Origin of the sequence: Pseudonocardia oceanicola (genome assembly GCF_047200735.1) — a bacterium.
GTDB lineage: Bacteria > Actinomycetota > Actinomycetes > Mycobacteriales > Pseudonocardiaceae > Pseudonocardia.
In genome coordinates, this window is record NZ_JBJZON010000012.1 from 163,267 (window position 1) to 186,611 (window position 23,345).

The 23,345-nt window shown below is 74.4% G+C and carries 16 protein-coding genes and 1 pseudogene; 12 read left to right on the plus strand and 5 right to left on the minus strand.

From position 1 onward, the window contains the following. Window positions 1-12 precede the first annotated feature (12 nt). The 5 genes from ACL02T_RS18760 (at window position 13) to ACL02T_RS18780 (ending at window position 9,443) form a co-directional block, all read left to right on the plus strand. Window positions 13-2,553 carry a cell division protein PerM gene (locus ACL02T_RS18760; protein WP_412832008.1) on the plus strand — a complete coding sequence of 847 codons (2,541 nt, stop codon included), beginning with the start codon at window positions 13-15 and terminating at the stop codon, window positions 2,551-2,553. 431 nt (window positions 2,554-2,984) lie between these two features. Then, window positions 2,985-3,650 carry a phosphoribosylglycinamide formyltransferase gene (gene purN / locus ACL02T_RS18765; protein WP_412832009.1) on the plus strand — a complete coding sequence of 222 codons (666 nt, stop codon included), beginning with the start codon at window positions 2,985-2,987 and terminating at the stop codon, window positions 3,648-3,650. Beyond that, a complete protein-coding gene (gene purH / locus ACL02T_RS18770) occupies window positions 3,647-5,206 on the plus strand; it encodes a bifunctional phosphoribosylaminoimidazolecarboxamide formyltransferase/IMP cyclohydrolase (protein WP_412832010.1) in 1,560 nt (519 codons plus the stop codon). The genes purN and purH overlap by 4 nt, the downstream gene beginning before the upstream one ends. A 989-nt stretch (window positions 5,207-6,195) precedes the next feature. Then, window positions 6,196-7,140: a DnaE2-dependent mutagenesis accessory factor ImuA' gene (imuA', locus tag ACL02T_RS18775; protein ID WP_412832011.1), complete on the plus strand. Its 945-nt coding sequence runs from the start codon at window positions 6,196-6,198 to the stop codon at window positions 7,138-7,140. A 470-nt stretch (window positions 7,141-7,610) separates the two neighbouring features. Further along, complete coding sequence (locus tag ACL02T_RS18780) at window positions 7,611-9,443, plus strand: Y-family DNA polymerase (protein WP_412832012.1); 1,833 nt, start codon at window positions 7,611-7,613, stop codon at window positions 9,441-9,443. Window positions 9,444-9,490: 47 nt separating this feature from the next. Here the strand turns inward: ACL02T_RS18780 and ACL02T_RS18785 are convergent, their stop codons facing one another. Further along, a complete protein-coding gene (locus ACL02T_RS18785) occupies window positions 9,491-10,939 on the minus strand; it encodes a M28 family metallopeptidase (RefSeq protein ID WP_412832013.1) in 1,449 nt (482 codons plus the stop codon). Window positions 10,940-11,551: 612 nt separating this feature from the next. On the opposite strand from ACL02T_RS18785, the gene ACL02T_RS18790 reads away from it, so the two are divergent. Continuing rightward, on the plus strand, window positions 11,552-14,935 hold the full coding sequence (locus ACL02T_RS18790; RefSeq protein WP_412832014.1) for an error-prone DNA polymerase: 3,384 nt from the start codon (window positions 11,552-11,554) through the stop codon (window positions 14,933-14,935). Between the two features lie 43 nt (window positions 14,936-14,978). On the opposite strand, the gene ACL02T_RS18795 is transcribed toward ACL02T_RS18790, so the two are convergent. Then, the gene (locus tag ACL02T_RS18795) at window positions 14,979-15,635 is read right to left on the minus strand and encodes a GPR1/FUN34/YaaH family transporter (RefSeq protein ID WP_412832015.1); all 657 of its coding nucleotides are present in this window, start codon (window positions 15,633-15,635) and stop codon (window positions 14,979-14,981) included. Window positions 15,636-15,917: 282 nt separating this feature from the next. Next, on the minus strand, window positions 15,918-16,562 hold the full coding sequence (locus tag ACL02T_RS18800; RefSeq protein WP_412832016.1) for a GPR1/FUN34/YaaH family transporter: 645 nt from the start codon (window positions 16,560-16,562) through the stop codon (window positions 15,918-15,920). Window positions 16,563-16,798: 236 nt separating this feature from the next. Here ACL02T_RS18800 and ACL02T_RS18805 point away from each other — a divergent pair, with 236 nt between their 5' ends. Both ACL02T_RS18805 and ACL02T_RS18810 read left to right on the plus strand, forming a co-directional pair. Then, window positions 16,799-17,185, plus strand: a complete 387-nt coding sequence (locus tag ACL02T_RS18805) for a DUF3017 domain-containing protein (RefSeq protein ID WP_412832017.1) — start codon at window positions 16,799-16,801, stop codon at window positions 17,183-17,185. A gap of 10 nt (window positions 17,186-17,195) precedes the next feature. Beyond that, window positions 17,196-17,465: pseudogene (locus tag ACL02T_RS18810) on the plus strand (DUF2252 family protein); the annotation flags it as partial. Between the two features lie 148 nt (window positions 17,466-17,613). Here the strand turns inward: ACL02T_RS18810 and ACL02T_RS18815 are convergent. Then, a complete protein-coding gene (locus ACL02T_RS18815; protein WP_412832018.1) occupies window positions 17,614-19,827 on the minus strand; it encodes an NADP-dependent isocitrate dehydrogenase in 2,214 nt (737 codons plus the stop codon). A gap of 203 nt (window positions 19,828-20,030) precedes the next feature. On the opposite strand from ACL02T_RS18815, the gene ACL02T_RS18820 reads away from it, so the two are divergent. Genes ACL02T_RS18820 through ACL02T_RS18830 form a run of 3 tightly spaced genes read left to right on the plus strand, consistent with a single transcriptional unit; the run spans window position 20,031 to window position 22,001 of the window. Next, entirely contained in the window at window positions 20,031-20,375 is a 345-nt protein-coding gene (locus tag ACL02T_RS18820) for a hypothetical protein (RefSeq protein WP_412832019.1), read from the plus strand. A gap of 43 nt (window positions 20,376-20,418) precedes the next feature. Further along, window positions 20,419-21,219: an exodeoxyribonuclease III gene (locus tag ACL02T_RS18825; protein ID WP_412832020.1), complete on the plus strand. Its 801-nt coding sequence runs from the start codon at window positions 20,419-20,421 to the stop codon at window positions 21,217-21,219. Window positions 21,220-21,230: 11 nt separating this feature from the next. Continuing rightward, window positions 21,231-22,001 (plus strand): protein kinase domain-containing protein, encoded by a 771-nt coding sequence (locus ACL02T_RS18830; protein WP_412832021.1) that lies wholly within the window; start codon window positions 21,231-21,233, stop codon window positions 21,999-22,001. A 317-nt stretch (window positions 22,002-22,318) separates the two neighbouring features. Here ACL02T_RS18830 and ACL02T_RS18835 read toward each other — a convergent pair whose 3' ends face one another. Further along, entirely contained in the window at window positions 22,319-22,810 is a 492-nt protein-coding gene (locus ACL02T_RS18835; protein ID WP_412832022.1) for a YbaK/EbsC family protein, read from the minus strand. Between the two features lie 292 nt (window positions 22,811-23,102). On the opposite strand from ACL02T_RS18835, the gene ACL02T_RS18840 reads away from it, so the two are divergent. After that, window positions 23,103-23,345, plus strand: a 243-nt coding sequence (locus tag ACL02T_RS18840; RefSeq protein ID WP_412832023.1) for a hypothetical protein, incomplete at its 3' end; no start/stop codon positions are given.

The following is a 23,345-nucleotide window of genomic DNA, read 5'->3' on the forward strand; positions in this document are numbered from 1 at the left end:
GACGCTGGCGGGGTGACCCGTTCGCTGCGTGCCCCGGACCGTGCGGAGGAGGAGCCGGACGTCGCGTCCGACGAGACGCCCGGCCCGGAGGTTCCCGAGGGACTCGACCGGCTCCGCATCGTCCTCGCCGCGGCGATGGGCACGGTTCTGGTCAGCTACGCCATGCTCGTGCCGGCGGCGCTGCTCGTGGTGCTCGCGAGCGGCGGCGCGGACGGCTCCGTCGACGGGGCGTTCGCCGCCGCGGTCCCGCTGTGGCTGGCCGCCCATCTCATCCCGTTGGCGCTCGAGGGGCAGCCGCTGAGCGTGCTGCCCCTGCTGCCCACGATCGCCGTGATCGCGGTCGTGGCCTGGGGTGCGCGGTGGGCCGCCCGGCGTCTGGGCGGACGGATGCGGCAGGACGCGGGCGCGGTCCTCGCGGCGTCGGCCGGGGCGCACGCCGCCGTCGCGGTGCTCGGCAGCGCCCTGCTGCCGACGTCGGCCGCGGTCGGCGCCGCCCCGTGGGCGGCGATGCTGGGAGCGGGATCGATCGCCGCGGTCGGCGCCGGGATCGGTGTGCTGCGCGCCTGCGGGGTGCCGGCGGAGTGGCAGGACCGGCTGCAGGGCTGGCCCGCGGCCGGCCTGGTGGCCGCAGGGATCGGTGGTGTCACGCTCCTGCTGGTCGGGTCGCTCGCCGTGTTGGTCGGGCTGGTCATCGGGGCGCCGCGGGTGCACGACCTGTACGAGACGCTGGCCCCGACGGGCGGCGCGGCGCTCGGCATGACCCTGCTCGGCGTCGCCTACCTGCCGAACGCCGCGATCGCCGGCGCGTCCTGGCTGCTCGGCCCGGGCGTCGACGTCGGGCTCGGCGCCTGGACCCCCTTCGGCGGCGCACCCGGCCCGCTGCCCCCGTTCCCGCTGTTCGGGGCGCTGCCGACGGTGCCGTCGCCGGCCTGGGCGGTCGTCGTCGTGATCGTGCCCGTGGGGATCGGGCTGGTGATCGGCGGGATCTGCCGGGCCGTTCTGGGTGCCGGGTCGACCATGCGCGAACGGATGCGGGCCGTCGGGGCCGCGACGGGAACCCTCGCCCTGGTGGCGGCCCTCGTCGCCACGGTGGCCGGTGGCCGGCTCGCGGCGGGGCGATACGACCCCGTGTCGATGCCCGGCTGGCTCGTCCTGCTCGCCGTGGTGGTGTGGATCGGCGGGCCCGCGGCGGTCCTCGCGCTGGTGCAGCGGGGCGGCCCGACGCCGGAGGAGGCGCGCGACGACGAGGAGCTCGGCTGGTATCGGGACGGGTACGAGGTCGAGGACGCCGGCGAGGGCGCCGAGTACGCGGAGGCCCCGGGCACGGAGGGCTGGGACGACGCGGGCCGGGACGACGCGGGCCGGGACGACGCGGGCCGGGAGGACGCGGGCCGGGAGGACGTGGGCCGGGACGACGTGGGCCGGGACGACGTGGGCCGGGACGGTGCGGACTGGGACGACGCGGGCTGGGACCATTCGGGCGAGCACGTCGGCCCGGAGGCACCCGGTGGACCGGTGGACCGTGTCGAGGGGCCCGAGTACGGACGCTCGGAGAGCGACGTGTCGGCCGGGTCCGGCGGCTCGGACCCGGCCGGCGCCGAGAAAGTTGCCGACGTCCCGGTCGGCTCGTCCGGCCTGGGGGAGCGTGGCGGAGCACCGCGCGACCCGTCCGACGCCGTGGAGCGTGCAGACGGGCAGGGTGAGTCGTCGGATGCCGCGCAGCGTGCCGGAGCACCTGGCGACGCGTCGGATGCCTCCCACCCGTCCGGCGCCCGCGCGGATTCTTCCGCCGCCGAGGACCGTACCGATGCCCTGCCCGACTCGTCGGCGGGCCGTGCCGATGTCCCGGTCGACTGGTCGGACGCCCCGGACCGTGCCACCCCCCCGACCGACCCGACCGGGGACACGGCGGTCGGCCGGGAGGACGCGGCGCGCGACCGGGCCTCCGGCGGCTCGCGCCGCCGCGACGGCCGGGCCCGCGCGGGGCGGGGTCGTGCGGTCGAGCGCGCCCGCGCCCGCAGACAGGAGCGCAGCAGTGGCGGCCGTGGTCGTCCGATCCGCTTCCGTCCGGGTGCTCATTCCCAGGCTCTGCACACGGGGGTGGACAGCTCGTCCGAGAGGGAGCCCGAGCCGGGCGCGGCTCGGGCCGAGCCGGCGGATCTCGTCGAGCCCACTGATCGGGTCGGGCCGCTGGACCGAGTCGCCCCGGTGCGATCGGACGAGCCTGTGGCCCGTGCCGAACCCGCCGATCGCCCCGCCGCTCCGGACCGCGCCGGGCATCCCGAGCCGACCGGGCGGTCCGAGAGCCGGAAGCGGTCCGAGAACCGGAAGCGACCCGAGAGCACGGGGCGGTTCGAGGGCACGGGGCAGTCCGAGAGCGAGTGGCAGTCTGAGCGGACCGAGGGCTCGGCGGATCCGGACGGCCCGGAGCACCACCCCACCGAGCCCGACCCGCGCCCGCGCACCGTGGGCGAGCTCGTGGCGCTCCGCGCCCGGCAGGCGGAGGAGCAGGCGGCCCGCGACGCCGCAGCACGCGGCACGGACACACCATGATCAGCGATCGGACGGCGAGAACCTCGGATGCGAGGCTTCCGCTGCCCGGTTCGAGATCATGGCGGCCGGAGGTGTCGGGCCGGCGGCACGGCGCGCCTCGGCCGGACGGTCGTCGTCGCCGTCCGGAGTACCCGACCCTGAGGGCTGTGGAGAGGCAGGGACACGTTCGATCCGGACGTTTCGGCTACCCGAACACCGACCATGAACGCCGGGCCGGGCGACCGACGCCCCGGCACTGCCCTCGAGGTGCCCGCCCGCTGCCCGTGATCCACGTCCGGGCGGGGGATCGATCCGCGGACGTCTGCCCCGGGCCGCTGATCACGGCCCCGGGCACGGCCTGCTGACCGGATCGGGGCAGGTCCTCGCGCTGTGACCGGCGTCGCCGCCTAGGCTGGAGGGGTCCCGTCAGAGCCGCCCGCCCGAGGAGATCCGTGCCCGCCCCGACGAGCGCACAGCCACCGTCGCGGGACGGCCTACCCGGGCGCGCCCGCCTCGTGGTGCTCGCCTCGGGCTCCGGCACGCTGCTGCAGGCGCTGCTCGACGCCGCGCCGGACCTCGACTACCCGGCGGAGGTCGTCGCCGTCGGGACCGACCGACCAGAGGTCGAGGCGCTGAACCGGGCCGCCCGCGCGGGGGTCCCTGCCTTCACCGTCTCGCCCGCCGCGCACGCCGACCGGACGGCGTGGGACCGGGCCCTGCTCGCCGCCGTGCTCGAGCACCGGCCGGACCTCGTCGTCTGTGCGGGGTTCATGCGGATCCTCGGCGCGCCCTTCCTCGATGGTGTCGGCCGTCCGATCGTCAACACCCACCCGGCGCTGCTGCCCGCGTTCCCCGGGGCGCACGCGGTCCGCGACGCCCTCGCGCACGGCGTCAAGGTCACCGGGACCACCGTCCACCTGGTCGACGCCGGCGTGGACACCGGGCCGATCCTGGCCCAGGAGGCCGTCCCCGTGCTGCCCGGCGACACCGAGGCCGAACTGCACGAGCGCATCAAGATCGCGGAGCGCCGGTTGCTGGTGGCCACCGTCGCGACGTTGTGTACCGGAACGACGGCGTGCAACCAGGCGCTGTGCAACCGAGAGGCGAATGTCCAGTGAGCGAACGCAGGCCGGTGAAGCGGGCCCTGATCAGCGTCTACGACAAGGCCGGGCTGCTCGACCTGGCGACCGGCCTGCACGCGGCGGGTGTGGAGATCGTCTCGACCGGCTCGACCGCGCAGCGGATCGCCGACGCCGGGGTGCCCGTCACCCCCGTCGAGGAGCTGACCGGATTCCCCGAGTGCCTCGACGGCCGGGTCAAGACCCTGCACCCGCGCGTGCACGCCGGCCTGCTCGCCGACACCCGCCGGCCGGAGCACCTCGATCAGCTCGAGCAGCTGGGCGTCGCGCCGTTCGACCTGCTCGTCTCGAACCTCTACCCCTTCACCGAGACCGTGGCCTCCGGCGCGACGCCGGACGAGTGCGTCGAGCAGATCGACATCGGCGGGCCCGCGATGGTCCGGGCGTCGGCCAAGAACCACGACAGCCTCGCGGTGATCACCGACCCGGCCAAGTACGAGTGGGCGCTGGAGCAGATCGCGGCCGGCGGCTTCGTGCTGGAGGACCGGCGTCGGCTCGCGGCCGAGGCCTTCCGGCACACCGCGGCCTACGACGTCGCCGTCGCCTCGTGGATGGGGTCGGTGCTGGCCGGCGGCGAGTCGGCCTTCCCGGAGTGGGCGGGCGCGACGTGGACCCGCAAGGCCACCCTGCGCTACGGCGAGAACCCACACCAGGCCGCCGCGATCTACACCTCCGAGGCCGGCGGGTCGGGGCTGGCCCGGGCCGAGCAGCTGCACGGCAAGGAGATGTCCTACAACAACTACGTCGACGCCGACGCCGCCTGGCGCGCCGCCCACGACCACGGTGACAGGCCGTCCGTCGCGGTGATCAAGCACGCCAACCCGTGCGGGATCGCGGTCGGCGCCGATGTCGCCGAGGCCCACCGCAAGGCCCACGCCACGGACCCGGTCAGCGCGTACGGCGGTGTGATCGCCACCAACCGCGAGGTCACCGTGGAGATGGCCGAGCAGGTCAAGGACATCTTCACCGAGGTCGTGGTGGCGCCCGCGTTCGCGCCGGAGGCCCTGGAGATCCTGCGGTCGAAGAAGAACATCCGGCTGCTGCGGATCGACGCCGAGGTGGCCCGGCACGGCGCGGAGATCCGCCCGATCAGCGGCGGCCTGCTGATGCAGCAGCGGGACGCCGTCGACGCCCCGGGCGACGACCCCTCCTCCTGGAAGCTGGTCGCCGGCGAGGCCGCGGACGGGGAGACCCTCGCCGACCTGGCCTTCGCCTGGCGGGCCTGCCGGGCGGTGAAGTCCAACGCGATCCTGCTGGCCGCCGACGGCGCTGCCGTCGGCGTGGGGATGGGTCAGGTCAACCGGGTCGACTCCTGCCGGCTCGCGGTCACCCGGGCCGGGGACCGGGCACGGGGCGCGGTCGCGGCCTCCGACGCCTTCTTCCCCTTCCCCGACGGCCTGGAGGTGCTGATCGAGGGCGGCGTCAAGGCCGTCGTGCACCCGGGCGGCTCGATCCGCGACGACCAGGTCACCGCCGCGGCCGCCGAGGCGGGCGTGACCCTGTACCTCACCGGCACCCGGCACTTCGCGCACTGATCCCGGCGCCAGCCGGCCGTGATCGTTCCGAAGGTGACGGCGCTGCCGTGACGGCGGCGGTGCGGTCACCTTCGGAACGATGTCGGAAGGGTGACCGGGTCGAGTGTGTCCTTCGATGATCCTTCTGAATGAGACGCTGCTGTCGTGACGGCAGCAGTGCGGTCACATCCGGAGCGATCGTGGAAGGTGATCGGGCGAGCCGGCCCCGTCGATGATCGTTCCGGGGGTGACGCTGCGGTCGTGGCGACTGCTGTGCAGTCACACTCGGGTCGATCTTGTGGACAGCGAGCACGTCCTGTGTCGAGTGCGTGATCGTTCCGAGTGTGACGCTGCTGCTCGGGTGGTTGCCGCACGGTCACTCTCGGAGCGATCACGGCCTCGGTGATCGCTCCGACGGGCACGCTGTTGTGGTCGGCTCCGGGCTGAGGTGTCGCTCGGAACGATCACCGGCCAGCGCTCTCCGGGGCCACCCGATCGCGGGTTGAGGGTGTCGGCGAGCCGCGCTAGAGTTCGAACAAAGGTTCGAACGCCGTCTTCCCCGCGGCGTGGCCCGTCGTGCGGGGGAGGTGTGTCGTGAGCTGCCGTCAGGCTGCCCGCGCCGTCCGTTTCTCAGCAAGTCGTGAGCCGGTGTCGCGCGCGGCACCGGTGCCGCTGCGGTGGCCGGGGCTTTGCCGGCGACCGATCCGCCCCGCCCCGTCCGACCCGCTCCCCGCGCACCGTCCGGTCGGGTTCGACAGGCGAGCCGCACACCCCTCTCACGGCCGGGTCGTGGAGTCGACCTACCGCGCGCGTCCCACACCCGGCACGCGCTACGCCGCCGACGCGGCGCGCGTGCTCGCTGCCGGACCCGGCGCACCCGCTCCGACCGGCCTGCACACCCGAAGCGGCGCCGCACAGGTCGTCGACGGGATGTGCGACTGCCTCAGAGGGTGTGCGGAGTTCGTACCCCCGCCCCCTCGCGGGCCCTTCCGAGTCCGGGTGGCGGCGGCGTGAGTGAGGCCTGGGCGCTCGACCCGGATCCCTGGCCGGTCGACTGGCCGGAGCACGGACCGGGCGAGGACCCGGAGGGCGGCGTGATCGTGGGGAGCGGCCGCCCACCCGCCGACGCCCGCGCCCGGGACCGTCGGGTCCACGGAGCGGGGCGACCGGTTCGGCCCGGCCGTGCGCGGGCGTCGGGAACGGCGGTGGACGGCGCCGCCGAGCGGCTGGCGACGGCCCGTGGCCTGTTGCGGCGCGTGGAGGGCCGGTCCTCGGCGGCCCGGCCCGTGCCGACCCCGGGCGACGACGGCCGGATCCTCCCGGTCGTCGCGCCGCTGGCGCCGCTGCTGCCCGGGGGCGGACTGCGGCGCGGCTCCACCGTGTCGGTCCCGACCAGCTCGGGAGCGACGTCCCTGCTGTTCGGGTTGCTCGCCCAGGCCTCGGCCGAGGGGGCGTGGGCGGGCGTGGTCGGGGCGCCCGGGCTCGGCGCGGTCGCGGCGGCGGAGGCCGGGATCCGGCTCGAGCGGCTCGCGCTCGTGCCCAGGCCCGGGGTCGACCTCGTCGCGGTCACCGTCGCGCTGCTCGACGGGCTGGACCTCGTCGTGGTCGCGGGCGCCGAGCGGGCGGGGGTGCGTGCGGCCGACCGGCAACGGCTGGCGGCGCGCGCGCGGCAGCGCGGCGCGGTGCTGCTCGTCCTGGGTTCCTGGCCGGGTGCCGATCTCGTCCTCGGCTGTTCGGGGGTGGAATGGCGGGGCGCCGCGCGCGGTGCGGGCCGGTTGCGCTCGCGGTGCGCGGTGGTGCGGTCGACCGGCCGCGGCACGGGAACCTCCGGCCGCGCGCGGGAGTTGTTGCTGCCGGGTCCCGGCGGCACGGTCGCGGAGCGCGAGGAGATCCGCCCCGCGACGACGATCGACGAGCCCGCGGAGACCCTCGCGACCAGGGCGGCGGTCTCGTGAGCCCCCGGGAACGCTTCGTCCACCACGGTGATCGGCGTCCCGGACCGCTGGACGCCGTCCATGACCGGAATGTGTCCCGGATGGCGATCGCGGGCGGAGCCTGCAAGGGCAACCGCAGCACCGGGTCGGTGATCGCTGTCCTGGACCCCCTGGCGCCACTTGCGGCCGAGATGTGTCCCGGATGGCGATCACCAGCCGAGGTCCGGTTCGGTAACTCGACCGTGATCAGCGTCCCGGACCGCTGGACGCCATGGGTGGCCGGTATCGGTCCCGGCGACGATCACCCAGCCCCGCGCCTCGAGCGCCCACCACCCGGCCGACCGCCCCCACCCGGCCGACCGCCCCCACCCGGCCCACCCCACCACCCGACCCACTCCCACCACCCGACCCACCCCCACCACCCCGCAGACCCGGCCGACCACACTCGGCACCACCACCGGCCGACCCGGCCCGCCACCCGGAGGATCCCCATGGCTGAGCCCGGCGAGCGGGTGCTGGCGCTGTGGTCCCCGGACTGGCCCGTGACCGCGGCGATGCAGGCCGCGCACGTCCCCGCCCACCGCCCCGCGGCGGTGTTCCTGGCCAACCGCGTGGTGGCCTGTTCCGCGGGCGCGCGGGCGGCCGGTGTGCGGCGCGGGCTGCGCCGGCGGGACGCCCAGGCACGGTGCCCCGAGCTCGCCGTCCTCGCCCCGGACCCGGACCGCGACGCGCGGCTGTTCGAGCCGGTGGTCGTCGCCGTCGAGGAGCTGGCGCCGGGGGTCGAGGTGGTCCGGCCGGGCCTGCTGGCGCTGCCGGCCAAGGGCCCGGTCGGGTTCTTCGGCGGCGAGCGGGAGGCGGCCGAGCGGCTGATCGACCAGGTCGCCGCGCGCACCGGGGTGGAGTGTCAGACCGGGTTCGCCGACGGGCTGTTCGCCGGCGTGCTCGCCGCCCGCCGCGGGGTGGGCGTCGAACCCGGGCGCAGCGCCGAGTTCCTCGCCCCGCTCGGGGTGGAGGAGCTCGACCGCGATCCGGCGGTGGACCGCTCCGAGCTGGTGGACCTGCTGCGCCGGCTGGGCCTGCGCAGCCTGGGCGCGTTCGCCGGGCTGGCCCAGGCCGACGTCGCCTCCCGGTTCGGCGCCGACGCCGTCCTCGCCCACCGGCTCGCCCGCGGCCTGGACCCGCGCCCGCCGGTGCGCCGTCATCCGCCCGAGGCGTTCGCCGTCGCGATCGAGCTGGACCCGCCCGTCACCCGGGTCGACGCCGCCGCGTTCACCGGCCGCGCGCTGGCCGAGCGGCTGCACCGCACGCTGGCCGGGCACGGCCTCTCCTGTACCCGGCTGGGGGTGTGGGCGCGTACGGAGGGCGGGGAGGAGCTGGTGCGGGTCTGGCGCTGCGCCGAGCCGCTCACCCCGTCCGGCACGGTCGACCGGGTCCGCTGGCAGCTCGACTCCTGGCTGAGCCGGGGCGGCTCCGGCGCCGTCGTCGAGCTGCGGCTCACCCCGGAGGAGACGGTCACCGCGGGTGCGCTGCAGCTCGGTCTGTGGGGCGACGTCGGCGAGGCGGACGAGCGGGCCGGGCGCGCCCTGGTCCGGGTCCAGGCGCTGCTCGGTCCGGAATCCGTGGTCACCGCGGTCCTCGCTGGCGGTCGCGACCCGGACGAGCGGGTCCGGTACGTCCCGTGGGGCGACGACCGCGAGCCCGGCTCCCGTGCCGCCGGTCCCCTCGTGGGGCCACCCGCCACCCCTCCGGTCGAGGGGCTCGGCCCGTACCCCGACGGCCCCTCCGCCGGGCTGCGGGTGGTCGGCGGGGACCCCGTGCTCGTCGTCGACCCGACACCCGAGCCCGCCCCGCTCCCGCGCGAGGACCCGCGCGGCTTCGCCCCGGACGCCCCCGCGGCCGCACTCCGGGGCACCGCCCCGACCGCGTCGCAGGGCCCGGCCGCCCGCAGACCCGGCCGGTCGCGGCCGATCCGCACCGGCAGGGCCGCGCGGGACCCCGTGCCCGCCTGGCCCGGCCGCCTTCCCGCACCCTCACCGGCGACCGTGCCGGAGGAGCCGATCCCGGTCGAGCTGCACACCGCGGCGGGCACACCCGTCGGCCTCCGCGAGCCCGACCTGCTCGACGCGGAGCCCTACCGGCTGCTGCTCGCCCGGCACCCGCCACGGGAGGTCCGTGACTGGGCGGGGCCCTGGCCGGTGCGCCGGCGCTGGTGGTCGACCGACGGCGTCACGACGTCGCGGCTGCAGGTCGAGCTGGTCGACGGGGTGGCCCTGCTCCTGCAGCACAGGGAGGAGCGGTGGTGGGTCACCGGTATCTACGACTGAACGGCCCGCCGCGGCCGGTCCTGCTGCCGCTGAGGTCAGGACCGTCGTCACGACTGGCGCCGCGGGATCCCGTTCAGGTCGAGGGCGAACCGGCCGACCGTGCCCGCGAGGGCGTCGGAGTTCCGGTCCAGCGCCGTGCGGTCGATGTTGGCCGTCGTGTCGCACGACTGGTGGTAGCAGGCGTCGAACGGACGGTCGGCCTGGCCGCCCCACTGCCGGGCCTGCTGCGCCGACTTGCGCTCCTCGGCGCCGGTGAACAGGCCGCCCGCGGGGATGCCGGCCGCGATGAACGGGCCGTAGTCGGAGCGCCCGTCGAAGTCCGTGCCCACTCCCTGCACGCCCACCGCGGAGAGCTGGTCGAGCAGCACCCGCTCCACGGCCGCCGAGCCCTCGGGTCCCGGACCCGCACCCTGTCCGTCCGAGTCGTCGCCGTCGTAGACGAGGTAGCCGGCGTTCGGCGACCCCACCATGTCCAGGTTGAGGTACAGCGCGATCTTCCGTGTCTCGGCGGGCGAGAGTCCCTCGACGTAACGGGTGGAGCCGGCGAGCCCGACCTCCTCGGCGCCCCACCACGCGAACCGGACGGCGTTGGCCACCGGCGGTGTCGGGCCGAGCGCGGTGGCGACCTCGAGCAGTGCCGTGGTGCCGGAACCGTTGTCGTTGATCCCCGGGCCCTCCGGCACCGAGTCGAGGTGCGCCCCGGCGAGCACGACCCGGTCCGGGTCCCCGCTCGCGGTCTGGGCGATCACGTTGCGGCTCACGGTGTCCCGGGTCGTGGTGGCCAGCAGCAGGGTGACCGGGGCGCCTCCCCGCGTGGCGAGGTCGGCGCCCACGGACGAGGTCACCGCGGTGGTCGGCACGGTCGCCGTGGAGTCGCCGAGCGTGCCGTCGAGCCGCGTGTCCTCGGTGTTCACCACGACGAGCCCCGCCGCACCCGCCCGCTTCGCGTTCTCCGACTTGGCGCCGAAGGGACACGTGCCGCGCCTTACCAGCGCGATCGCCCCGGCGGGCAGGCCTGCGAAGTCCTCGGCCTCGCACCCGGAGGTGTCGTCCTGCGCCACGACGTGCAACGGCGCGGTCACCCCGCCGGCGGGCGTGGCCGGGGAGAAACCCATGGCCGTGGTCGGGACGGTGCGCCCGGCCACGGTCAGTCGCTCGTCCTGTACGGCGAAGGCGCGGACGTCGAAGCTGGGCGTGTCCACCGTGAACCCCGCATCCCGGAGGGTCCCGGCCACGTAGTCGACACTGGCGTCGTAGCCGGGTGTGCCGAGGGCGCGGTTGCCGCCGTTCGCATCGGCGATCTGCTGCAGCCGCTCGAGGCGGGCGAACGCGCCGTCGCCGCTCACGGTCGCCATCAGCCGGGCGGGCAGGCCGGGGTCGGGCGCGACGGCGGTCGCGGACGGCTCCGGTGCAGGTGTCGTCGGGGTGGAGGAGCACCCTGCCAGCAGGACCGCCGCGAGGCCCGCCACCGCCGCCACCACTCGTCGTCCTCGCATGGTTCCCCCTCCGTCACCGCGTCGTCGCTCAGTGTCCGGCATCGGTGGGTGTGGCGACCGGCCCGATCGGGTGGGTCCACGGGTCCACGGGTACCGCACGGGTGCCGCACAGGTTTCTCTCAGGTGGCGGGAGTGGACTGTTACCTACAGCGCAGGACGTCGTCGGAGCAGGTGACGGAGCCCCGACGGCCGCCGGACGAGCGCGACCGGTCGCTGGGGAGCCCCCGGTACCGCGCCACCGGCAGCCCGGATGACGCCGGTCGGGGGCTGGGGAGCGGCCCGGCCGGCGTCATCCGGTGGACGTCCTCCTCGGTCGACGGAGGGTTCGCGAGGGGGCGGCGGCGGCCTCGCCGGAGCGGTCCAGGGCGGTGCGGTCGAGATCATCGAGCGGGTCGCAGGCCGAGTGGTGGCAGCGGTCGAAGACCTGGTCCGCGGTGGCGCCTGACGTGGCTGCAGCAGAAGCCGAGCCTGTACGTCGGCGGGTGGGTGGTCACGCAGGTCGTCGGGGCGCGGCCCGAGGTGGCGGTGCGCGCCGCGGTCGATCCCTTCCTGCCTGTGGACAACTTCGTTGCGGTGACCTGTTAGAACAAATGTTCGAGTACGCTCCAGGGCATGGGATGGAGCAATCCGGACGTCACCTGGCGGGAGCTGGAGGCCAGGCTCTCGGGCAGGCTCGCGGGTGCTGTCGGCTCGAGCCTGCGCGGCGGCCCGGAGGCCGACGGCGGCGACTCGCCTGCCTGGTCCCGCAAGCGTGAGCCGTACGAACCGCCGGCCGAGCACACCGCTCCGGCGGCGCCGACCGTCCCGTACGCGGAGCTGCACTGCCATTCCAACTTCAGCTTCCTCGACGGGGCGAGCCACCCCGAGGAGCTGGTCGAACGCGCCCACGAGCTCGGCCTCGAGGCGATCGCCCTCACCGACCACGACGGGATGTACGGCGTGGTCCGCTTCGCCGAGGCGGCGCGCGAGCTGGGGGTGCGCACGGCCTTCGGCGCGGAGCTGAGCCTCGGGTTGCCCGCTCCGCAGAACGGCGTCCCGGACCCGGAGGGCAGCCACCTGCTGCTGCTCGCGCGTGGCCCGGAGGGATACGGGGCGCTGTGCCGCACGATCAGCGCCGCACAGCTGCGCGGGGCGGAGAAGGGCCGCCCGGTGTACGACCCGGCGGAGGTCGTCGAGGACACCCGGGGGCGCGTCGTCGCGCTCACCGGGTGCCGCAAGAGCACGGTGCAGCAGGCGCTGCGGGCGGGCGGACCCGCGTCGGCCGCGGAGGCGCTGCGCGGGCTGGTCGAGCGGTTCGGCCGGGAGAACGTGGCCGTCGAGCTCACCCACCAGGGCCTGCCCACCGACACCGAGCGCAACGATCTGCTGGCCGGGTTGGCGGCCGAGGCCGGCGTCGCGACGGTGGCCACCACGGGAGCGCACTACGCCACCGCCGACCGGTTCCCGCTGGCGTCGGCGTTGGCGGCGGTGCGGGCCCGGCGCAGCCTCGACGAGGCCGATCCCTGGCTGCCCGCGGCCGGGGCGGCGTACCTGCGCAGCGGCGAGGCCATGGCGGCACGGTTCGAGGAGCGGTACCCGGGGGCAGTGCGGCGGGCGGCGGGACTGGGCCGGGAGCTGGCCTTCGAACTGCAGCTGGTGGCGCCGGACCTGCCGCCCTTCGACGTCCCGCCGGGGGAGACGGAGGCGACCTGGCTGCGCGCGCTGACCTGGCAGGGCGTCGCGCGGCGGTACGGCAGCCGCGCGGAGAACCGGTTCGCCGCGGACATGGTGGCGCACGAGCTGGCGATCATCGAGGCCAAGAACTTCCCGGGCTACTTCCTGATCGTGGCCGACATCGTGGCCTTCTGCCGGCGGGCCGGGATCCTCTGCCAGGGCCGGGGCTCGGCCGCGAACTCCGCGGTCTGCTACGCGCTGGGCATCACCAACGTCGACGCGGTGCGCCACGGCCTGCTCTTCGAGCGGTTCCTCTCCCCGGACCGGGACGGCTACCCGGACATCGACCTCGACATCGAGTCGGGCCGGCGCGAGGAGGTGATCCAGTACGTCTACCAGCGGTACGCGCGCACGCACGCGGCCCAGGTGGCCAACGTGATCACCTACCGGCCCCGGTCGGCGGTGCGGGACATGGCGAAGGCGTTGGGCTTCTCGCCCGGCCAGCAGGACGCGTGGAGCAAGCGGATCGAGCGCTGGACGGGGTTGGACACCGAGACCGTCCCGGAGGACCTGCCGGTGCCGGTGTTGGCGCTGGCCGACCAGGTGCTCGGCTTCCCGCGGCACCTCGGGATCCACTCGGGCGGCATGGTGATCTGCGACCGGCCGGTCTCCGAGGTCGTGCCGGTGGAGTGGGCGCGGATGGCGGACCGGACCGTCGTCCAGTGGGACAAGGACGACTGCGCGGCCGCCGGGCTGGTCAAGTTCGACCTGCTCGGGCTGGGGATGCTCACCGCGCTGCACCTGATGATGGACCTGGTCGAGGAGCACGAGGGGTACACGGTCGAGCTGCACGAGCTCGGCGAGAGCGACCCGGCGGTGTACGAGATGCTGCAGCGGGCAGACTCGGTGGGGGTGTTCCAGGTCGAGTCCCGGGCGCAGATGGCCACGTTGCCCCGGCTCAAGCCACGCGAGTTCTACGACCTGGTGGTCGAGGTCGCCCTGATCCGGCCCGGGCCGATCCAGGGCGGGTCGGTGCACCCGTACATCCGCCGCCGCAACGGGCTCGAGGAGTGGGAGTACGACCACCCCCTGCTCGCGGGCGCGCTGGAGAAGACCCTCGGCGTGCCGTTGTTCCAGGAGCAGCTCATGCAGATCGCGGTCGACGTGGCGGGCTTCTCCGCCGCCGACGCGGACGAGCTGCGCCGTGCCATGGGGTCCAAGCGCTCGACGGAGAAGATGGAGCGGCTGCGGGAGCGGTTCTTCGCGGGGATGGCGGCCCGGGAGATCCCGGCGGACGTCGCGGAGACGATCTTCGGGAAGATGCTGGCCTTCTCGAACTTCGGCTTCCCGGAGAGCCACTCGATCAGCTTCGCGTCGCTGGTCTACTACAGCTCCTGGTTCAAGCTCTACCATCCGGCGGCCTTCTGCGCGGCGCTGCTGAACTCCCAGCCGATGGGCTTCTACTCCCCGCAGTCCCTGGTCGCCGACGCCCGCCGGCACGGGGTACGGGTCCGCGGGCCGGACGTCAACGCCGGCGGTGCCGCGGCGATCCTGGAACCGGACGGGGAGAGCGCCGGCGGCTGGGCGATCCGCACCGGGCTGCGCGAGATCCGCACGATCGGCACCGAGCTCGCCGAGGAGATCGAGGCCGAGCGCGGGTGTGGCGGCCCGTTCCGGGATCTCGCCGACCTGGCCCGCCGGGTGCGGCTCACCGGGCCACAGGCGGAGGCGCTGGCCACCGCGGGGGCGTTCGGGTGCTTCGGGATCGAGCGGCGGGCGGCGCTGTGGGCGGCCGGGGTGGTCGCCGCGGTGCGCCCGGAGCACCTGCCCGGCAGCGCGGTCGGGTTGGCGGCGCCCGCGTTACCGGGGATGACGGAGGTGGAGGAGACCGTCGCCGACGTCTGGGCCACCGGCGTCTCGCCGGACAGCCACCCGCTGCAGCACCTGCGCGCGGAGCTCGAGGGTCTGGGAGCGGTCCGGATCGACCGCCTGGACGAGGTGGCCCGGAGGGCGGGCGCCGGGGAGCGGGCGGACCTGGGCGATCCGTTCGACCCCGACGGCCCCCCGCCGCGGGTGCTGGTGGGTGGCCTGGTCACGCACCGGCAGCGGCCGGCGACGGCCCGCGGGGTCACGTTCGTGAACCTGGAGGACGAGAGCGGGATGCTCAACGTCACCTGCTCGGAGGGGCTGTGGGCGCGGTACCGCACGGTCGCGCTGGGCAGCGCGGCGCTGCTGGTCCGCGGCCTGCTGGAGCGCAGCCCCGAGGGCGTGCTCAACCTGGTCGCGGACCGGCTGCAGCGGTTGCCGCTGAAGGTGGCGGTGAAGTCGCGGGACTTCCGGTGAGCGGTCCCACCGGAAGCCCCGCGAAGCCTCGGACTTCGGCGGTTCAGCGCACCAGCGGCGCGCCCATCGGCCGGGCGCGTCCGCCCAGCTCCTGCGTCATGCCGTCGACGAAGATGTACACGGCGGTGAGGCAGAACAGCGCCGCGGTGATCCCGGCGATGGCGAGCAGGCCGGTCGAGCCGTTCAGCGTGGCTGTGAGCACCAGCGCCACCGTGACCGTGACCAGCGCGAACAGGGTGGTGAAGGCCAGCGGCAGGCGCAGGGTGGCCAGGGTGAGCACCGCGAACACCGCGAGCCAGGCGATGAGGAAGGTCGCCTGCGCGGCGGAGGCGTTCTCCGCCGGGATCTTCAACCAGTCGTTGACCAGCGAGAGCACGAGGTAGCCGTAGCTCAGCCAGAAGGTCGCGAACACCACGAAGATCGCACCGACCGCGCCCTGCCCGATCCGGATGGCCCACCCGCCGGCGACGAGCAGGCCGAGACCGGAGACCAGCAGCGTCATCGGGACGAGGGTGCCCACCGCGGCCGCGGGCAGGTAGCCGAACAGGTACAACGTCAGGCCGATCCCGCCGACCAGGAAGGCGGGCAGCCCGAGCAGTGCCGGGTTGCCGGTCGGTGCGGGCGGGGCGGCGGGCGCCGCGGGGCCGGCGGCGGCCGCGGGCTCGAGGGTGGGTTCGGACAGTCCGTGCTCAGTGCTCATGTCACGCTCCAGATCGAGGGGGCGTCCGGGCGCGGAGCGTCCAGCGGCGCGGGCGAGGAGTGGGCTCCGTCACACACATTGACGTCCACATCGGCCGGATGCGGATTCTCAATTTGGCACAGCACGCGTCCGACCTGCGGCGGAACTCCCAGGACTGCCCACGTCGGACACAGCGGGGACACGGTACGGACACGGTGCGGACACGAGAGGGCCCGGACGCCGCGCCTTCGTGCGTCCGGGCCTGCTCGAGGTCGCGGGCGCATGACCCGCGGTCCGCGAGGACTACTTGACCAGCGCGTTGCCCATCGGCATCGGCCGGCCGCCGAGGTCCTGGCTGAACCCGTCGAACAGGATGTACGCGAAGAATGCGCAGAAGATCAGCGTCGTGATCCCCGCGATCGGGAAGAGCCCGGTGTTGCCGGTGCTCACGCCCAGGAACGCGAGCACGAAGGTGATGTCCACGAACACGAAGCCGGCGGTGAACGCCAACGGCAGGCGCAGCGTCGCCAGCGTGAGGAGGAGGAACACCAGGGTGAAGGACAGCAGGTAGGTCCGCTGCACGCTCGCCACCGCCGCGGCGTCGGTCACGCCCCACCAACCGCTCGTGAGGCCGGTGAGCAGCAGGCCGAAGCTGAGCCAGAAGGCGGAGAACACGCCGAAGATCGCCGCCACCGTGTTGGCCGCCACCCGGGCCGCCCACACCGCGGAGATCAGCAGGAACAGGCCCGCCGAGAGCGAGACGATCGGGACCATCCCGCCCGGCAGGGTGGCGGTGTCCAGGTACCCGAGGAACCAGAGGCCCAGGGTGATCCCGGAGGGCAGGAAGGTGACCAGGCCCAGCAGGGCCGGGTTGGCCGCGGGCGCGGCGGCCGCCTGCGGCTCGGCCGCGGCATGTGCCCCCGCCTGCACGTCGCTTTCCACGCTCATGAAGGTGCTCCTCGTCGAGTGGGCGCCGGCAGGGGAGTCCGTGATCGCCGGCGTAGCGATTGTGTGCGGCATCACAGCGGATGCGGACCCTACGAACGGACGGAACACGACCTCGACTTTCGACGCAACGCGGGAACGGGCAGGTCAGCTGGCCGAGGGGCGGGCCACGATGGAGTGGAGCGGGTTGCGGACGGCCGGGGCGGAGGATCCGGGACCGGCCTGCGAGGATGGCGGCCGTGAGCGGCGGTGACCATCTCGGTGACGGTCCCGTCGACGGCGACGAGCCGACCACCCCGCTGCGGCGGCCTGCCCCCGCCCGCCACGGACGGGAGCGCGGCGGCGTTCGCGGTTGGCTCGAGATCCACGGCGCGCTCCTGCTGGTGCTGCTGATCGCGCTCGCCGGAATGGTTCAGGTGCTCACCGAGCACTGGCGCCAGGGCTCGGCGCTGCTCGGCGGTTCCCTGCTGGTCGCGGCGGTCCTGCGCGGCGTCCTCCCGCCCCCGCGGGCCGGGCTGCTGGCCATCCGCGGCCGGGTCGTCGACGTCATCTGCTACACGTCCTTCGGCATCGCCGTGCTCCTGCTCGCGCTCACGATCACACGGGGATCACTGACCGTCGGCTAGGTTCGCCGCCATGTCCACCCGGGAGCCGGACCGGAGCGAACGGATCGTCGAGACCCTGGTCGCCGCGTTCGAGGACCTGATGACGGCCGATCCGGCCGCCTTCCGCGTCAAGTTCCGCAAGATGGCGGCGGACCCGTTCGCCTTCTACCGCGGCAGCGCCTGCCTGTTCTACGCCGACGTCGCCGGGCTCGGGGACCCGTGGGCGGACGAGCGCACGAGCCGGGTCTGGATCCAGGGCGACCTGCACGCGGAGAACTTCGGCACCTACATGGACGCCGCGCAGGCCCGGGCCGACCACGCCCTGTTCGTCGACGCGTTCCGGGCAGGCCGGATCCCGGGCGTCGCCAGCTCCTGAATGCACGAACGGCACTTTCGTGCGGACCTACCGCACGAAAGTGCCGTTGGTGCGAGAACCGACGTCGGACGCCTCAGAAGCCCGCGAGCGCCTCGTTCAGGGTCGTGCTCGGCCTCATGACGGAGTCCGTCCTGGCCCGGTCGACGTAGTAGTAGCCGCCGAGGTCGACCGGCTCGCCCTGCACACCGTTGAGCTCGCCGACGATCGTCTCCTCGGCCGCGGCCAGCCTCTCGGCCAGTGGCGCGAAGATCGCGGCCAGGTCGGCGTCCTCGGTCTGCCGGGCCAGCTCCTGTGCCCAGTAGAGGGCGACGTAGAAGTGGCTGCCGCGGTTGTCGAGCTCGCCCACCTTGCGCGAGGGCGACTTGCCGGTCTCGAGCAACGTGCCGGTGGCCGCGTCGAGCGTCGTACCGAGCAAGCGGGCCCGGGGGTTGTCCGTGGCGTCGGCCAGGAACTCCAGCGAGACGGCCAGCGCGAGGAACTCGCCGAGGGAGTCCCACCGCAGGTGGTTCTCCTTGACCAGCTGCTGCACGTGCTTCGGGGCGGAGCCGCCGGCGCCGGTCTCGAACAGGCCGCCGCCGTTCATCAGCGGGACGATCGAGAGCATCTTCGCGCTGGTCCCGAGCTCGAGGATCGGGAAGAGGTCGGTGAGGTAGTCGCGCAGCACGTTCCCGGTGACCGAGATCGTGTCCTCGCCCGCCTTCGCGCGCTTGAGCGTGTAGCGGGTGGCCTCGGCGACCGGGAGGATCTCGATCGTCAGGCCGTCGGTGTCGAGCTCGGCGAGCTGCGACTTCACCTTCTTGATCAGCTCGGCGTCGTGCGCGCGGGTCTCGTCCAGCCAGAACACCGCCGGCCAGCCGGTGGCACGGGCCCGCGAGACGGCCAGCTCGACCCAGTTGCGGATCGGCGCGTCCTTGGTCTGGCAGGCCCGCCAGATGTCCCCGGCCTCGACCTCGTGCTCGATCAGCACGGTGCCGTCGGCGTCGACGACGCGGACGGTGCCGGCGGCCGGGATCTCGAAGGTCTTGTCGTGCGAGCCGTACTCCTCGGCCTTCTGCGCCATCAGGCCCACGTTCGGGGTGGTGCCCATGGTCGTCGGGTCGAAGGCGCCGTGCTCCTTGCAGAACTCGACGGTCTCGGCGTAGAGCGGCGCGTAGGAGGAGTCCGGGATGACGAACTTGGTGTCCTGCTGGGCGTCGTCGGCGTTCCACATCTGGCCCGACGACCGGATGGCGGCCGGCATCGAGGCGTCGATGATGACGTCGGACGGGACGTGCAGGTTGGTGATGCCGCGCGAGGAGTCGACCATCGCCAGCCGCGGCCCGGAGGAGTAGCCGGCGGTGATGGCGTCCTCGATCGCCTTCCTCGTGTCCGCGGGCAGCTTCTCCAGGGCGGTGAGGATCGAGGCGAGCCCGTCGTTGGGGTTCGCGCCGACCGAGGCGAGGTCCTCGCCGTACTGCGCGAAGACGTCGGCGAAGTACGCCCGCACCGCGTGCCCGAACAGGATCGGGTCGGACACCTTCATCATCGTGGCCTTGAGGTGCACCGAGAACAGCACGCCCTGGTCGGCGGCCTCGGCGACCTGCTCGGCCAGGAAGGCGTTGAGCGCCGACGCGCTCATCACCGCGGCGTCGACGACCTCGCCCTCGAGGACCTTCAGGCCCTCCTTGAGGACGGTCCTCGTGCCGTCCGCGGCCGTGTGCTCGATCGACAGGGTGGTCCCGGCCGGCATCGTCACGGACTTCTCGGAATGCCGGAAGTCCCCGCTCGACATGGTCGCGACGTGCGACTTCGAGTCCGGCGACCAGGCCCCCATCGAGTGCGGGTGCTTCTTGGCGAAGTTCTTGACCGAGGCCGGGGCGCGCCGGTCGGAGTTGCCCTCGCGCAGCACCGGGTTGACCGCGGAGCCCTTGACGGCGTCGTACGCGGCGCGGGCCGCCTTCTCCTCGTCGGTCTGCGGGTTCTCCGGGTAGTCCGGCACCGCGTACCCGGCGGCCTGCAGCTCCGTGATCGCGGCCTTGAGCTGCGGGATCGACGCCGAGATGTTCGGCAGCTTGATGATGTTGGCCTCGGGCGTCCTCGCCAGCTCACCCAGCTCGCCCAGCGCGTCCGGCACCCGCTGCTCGTCCGTCAGCCGGTCCGGGAACTGCGCGAGGATGCGGCCCGCCAGGGAGATGTCGCGGGTCTCGACGCCGACCCCGGCCTTGCCGGCGTAGGCCTCGATGACCGGCAGGAAGGAGTGCGTCGCCAGGGCCGGCGCTTCGTCCGTATAGGTGTAGATGACCTTCATCGCTGCTTCGCGCCTCGCAAAAGTGTCGCCTGGTGGGCTCCGTACGACAGGAGCACGCCGCTCCCCGCCCGACACGCTATCCCGTACGCCTGTCCTGGTGTGTGCCGAGGTCGGTGCCGGGTACCCCGACGCCGCACGTCACACCCCCGGGGAACAGGCCCGCTCCGCTACGGTGAGGGTCGGGACCGTCACGGGGAGGGGTCATGGCGCTGGGGCCGAGGTTCAAGGTGCCCAAGCTGGAGGCATCCGCGTTCAAGGGCTGGGCCTTCGTGCTGGTCACCGGCACGCTCCTCGCGGTGATCGCGCTGATCTTCCAGGGCACCGGCACCACCGGCGAGACCGGCTGCGTGATGGAGGTGCAGGGCAGCGCGCCGCTCGACGTCTACCGCAGCGCGAGCACCCAGTTCGAGCCCGTCGACACCCTGCGCGCCGGCCAGCTGGTCGACGCCGAACGCGGGGTGATCGAGAACGGCTTCCGCAAGCTCGTCGGCGACAACCGGTGGGCGGTCAACGAGCGGCTGGCCGCGACCGCGGGGAGCACGTGCTGACTCCGCGAACGCATGATCCGGCGCGCTGCGGGAAGCTCTAGCCGTGCCGACCGTCAGCTCCGTGAACGTCAACGGGGTGCGGGCCGCGTCGACCAAGGGGTTCCTGGACTGGCTCGCCACCACCGACGCGGACGTCGTGTGCCTGCAGGAGACGCGTGCGCTGCCCGTCGACCTGCCGGCCGGCTTCCTCGCCGCGACCGCCGGGTGGCACCTCACCCTCGAGCCCGCCGCCGCCAAGGGGCGCAACGGCGTGGCCGTGCTGAGCCGGGAGGCGCCCGTCGCCGTGCGGACCGGCATCGGCGCGGCCGAGTTCGATAGGGCCGGCCGCTACGTCGAGGTGGACCTCCCCGCGTTGACGGTCGCCTCGCTCTACCTGCCGAAGGGCAGCGCCGGCACACCGAAGCAGGAGGAGAAGGACCGCTTCCTCGTCGCGCTCGCCGCACACCTCGCCGAACGACGGGAGAAGGCCCTGGCCGACGGCCGGGAGATGGCCGTGGCGGGGGACTTCAACATCGCCCCCGCCGAGGCCGACATCCGCAACTGGAAGGGCAACCTCGCACACTCCGGCTTCCTCCCGCACGAGCGGGACTGGATCGCCGCGCTCTGCGCGAGCGGGTGGACGGACGTCGTGCGCGCCGTGCACCCGGGCGTCGACGGCCCCTACACCTGGTGGTCCTACCGCGGTCGCGCCTTCGACAACGACGCCGGTTGGCGCATCGACCACGTCCTCGCGACGGCGGGCCTCGCCGCCCGTGCCGAGCACGCCGTCGTCGAACGGGCCCCCGCCTACGACGCGCGCTGGTCGGACCACGCGCCCGTGACCGTCCGGTTCGGCCCGCCGTGATCCCGAGCCGCATGGTCGGGGGGCGCTACGTCGTCCTCGACGGGTTGGGCGCGGGGCTGCTCGGCCCGGTCTGGCGGGCCGAGGACCGCCTGACCGGGCGCTACCTCGCCGTCCAGGAGCTGCACGTCCCGGGCATGAGCGCCGCCGAGCACGCCCGGTTCCGCGAGCGACTGCTGCGCGAGGCCCGGCGGATCGGTGCGCTCGCCGACCCGGGGCTGCTCGCGGTGCACGACGTGCTGTCGGACGGCGGGATCGACCACGTGGTGACCGAGCTGGTTGTCGGGACCCGCCTGTCCGACCACGTCGCCTCGGGTGGCCCGCTCGCCCCGCACGACGCGGTCGACGTGGCCCGCCGGCTGCTGCGCACGCTGCGCGCCGCGCACCACCGGCAGCTCGTGCACGGCGCCGTCCGCCCCGGGGCGGTGGTGCTCGGCGACGACGGCCGCATCGCCCTCGCCGACGTCGGGCTCGCCCTGCCGGCGGAGGAGGCCGGCGTGCCGTTGTGCGACCGGCTCGAGCCGCAGGGCGTCGTCGCCCCGGAGCGGGAGGCCGGCGGGCCCGCGACGGGCGCGGCGGACATGTGGGCGCTCGGTGCCACCCTCGCCTTCGCCGGCGCCACCGCGGAGCCGCTGTCCTCGCTGGTGTCGGCCCTGCGTCGGGAGGACCCCGCGACCCGCCCCACCGCCGCCGACGCCCTCACCATGCTCGGCGGCAACGGCTCCTCGCACGACGCCCCGGGCAGCCGCCCGTGGTGGAAGATCTGGGACCGCCTCCGCCCCTGACCCCGCGAGTCGGGGTCTTCGACAGCGCGAGTCGGGAGCTCCGGCACCGCAAGATCGCGAGTTCTGGCTGCGTCAATCGCGAGTTCTGGCTGCGCGAGTCGCGCTCTGGGTTTCGGTGAGTCGCGCTGTGAGCCTCCGCGAGTCGGGCTCTGGGTTTCGGTGAGTCGCGCTGTGAGCCTCCGCGAGTCGGGCTCTGGGTTTCGGTGAGTCGGGCTGTGAGCCTCCGCGAGTCGGGCTGCGAGTCCTCGCGAGCCGCCCGCGAGCTCCCGGGTCGCGCTCCCGATCCCTGCGGGAGGGCTAGCGGTTTCCCGGTCGGGCTACTCGGCGACGTCGGCAGGAGTACCGCCGGTGACCGCGACGAGCTCTGCGAAGGTCGCCGGGAACACCGCATGGGCGATTCCTCCCGCCGCCCAGATCTCGCTGTACTGCGCGAGGGCGCGGTCCACGAGGGTGCGCAGCGGGGCCGGATGCCCGACGGGTGCGACCCCGCCGATGGCCTGGCCGGTGGCCGCGGCCACGAAGTCCGGCGTCGCCCGACGCACCGCCACCGCCCCGACGAGCCCGGCGACCTTGGCCGTGTCCACCCGGTGCGCACCCGAGGTGAGGACGAGGAGCGGTTCGCCGTCGGCGTCGAACACCAAGGAGTTGGCGATCGCGCCGACCTCGACGCCGAGTGCCGCAGCGGCCGCCGCCGCGGTGCTGACCGCGTCCGGCAGTACCTGCATGCGCTCGACGTGCTCCTCCGCCGCGCCGCCTTCGCGCAGCGACGCGATCACCTTCTGCACCTTCGGATGATCCTGGGCCGGCATGGCGGCATTCCAGCACGGCCGGTCCGGAATCGGCACCCGGATTCGCGAGCCCCGACTCGCGCTGCCGGATCTCGCGACTCACCGAAACCCAGAGCCCGACTCGCGCTGCCGGACCTCCCGACTCGCGGGAGCTCACCCAGCGCGACTCGCGGGAGCCTTCGGCGGACCCCCGGGGACGGTGGAGGCGCACCACGCGGAGAGGCCGGCTGCCCCCGGCACCAGCGCTATTCCCGGCCCTCCTGTGAGGATCTCGCCGGTCGACCGGGCGGGGGACCGGACATAGTGTGGGGGGATGGCCGAGATGCTCCCCGAGCCCGTGCCCGCCCACCTGTCGGAGCCCGCCGTCCCGGCGTCCCCCGCCGAAGCCGCTCCGTCGGAGTCGGCGATCCGGCGTGCGCTGCGTCGGGTCCGGGACGGTGCGGTGCTCGACGTGATCGAGGCGGCGGTGCTGCTGGCCGCGCGCGGTGAGCAGCTCGACGCGTTGCTCGCCGCGGCGTCGACCGTGCGGGACGCGGGCCTGGTTGATGCCGGCCGT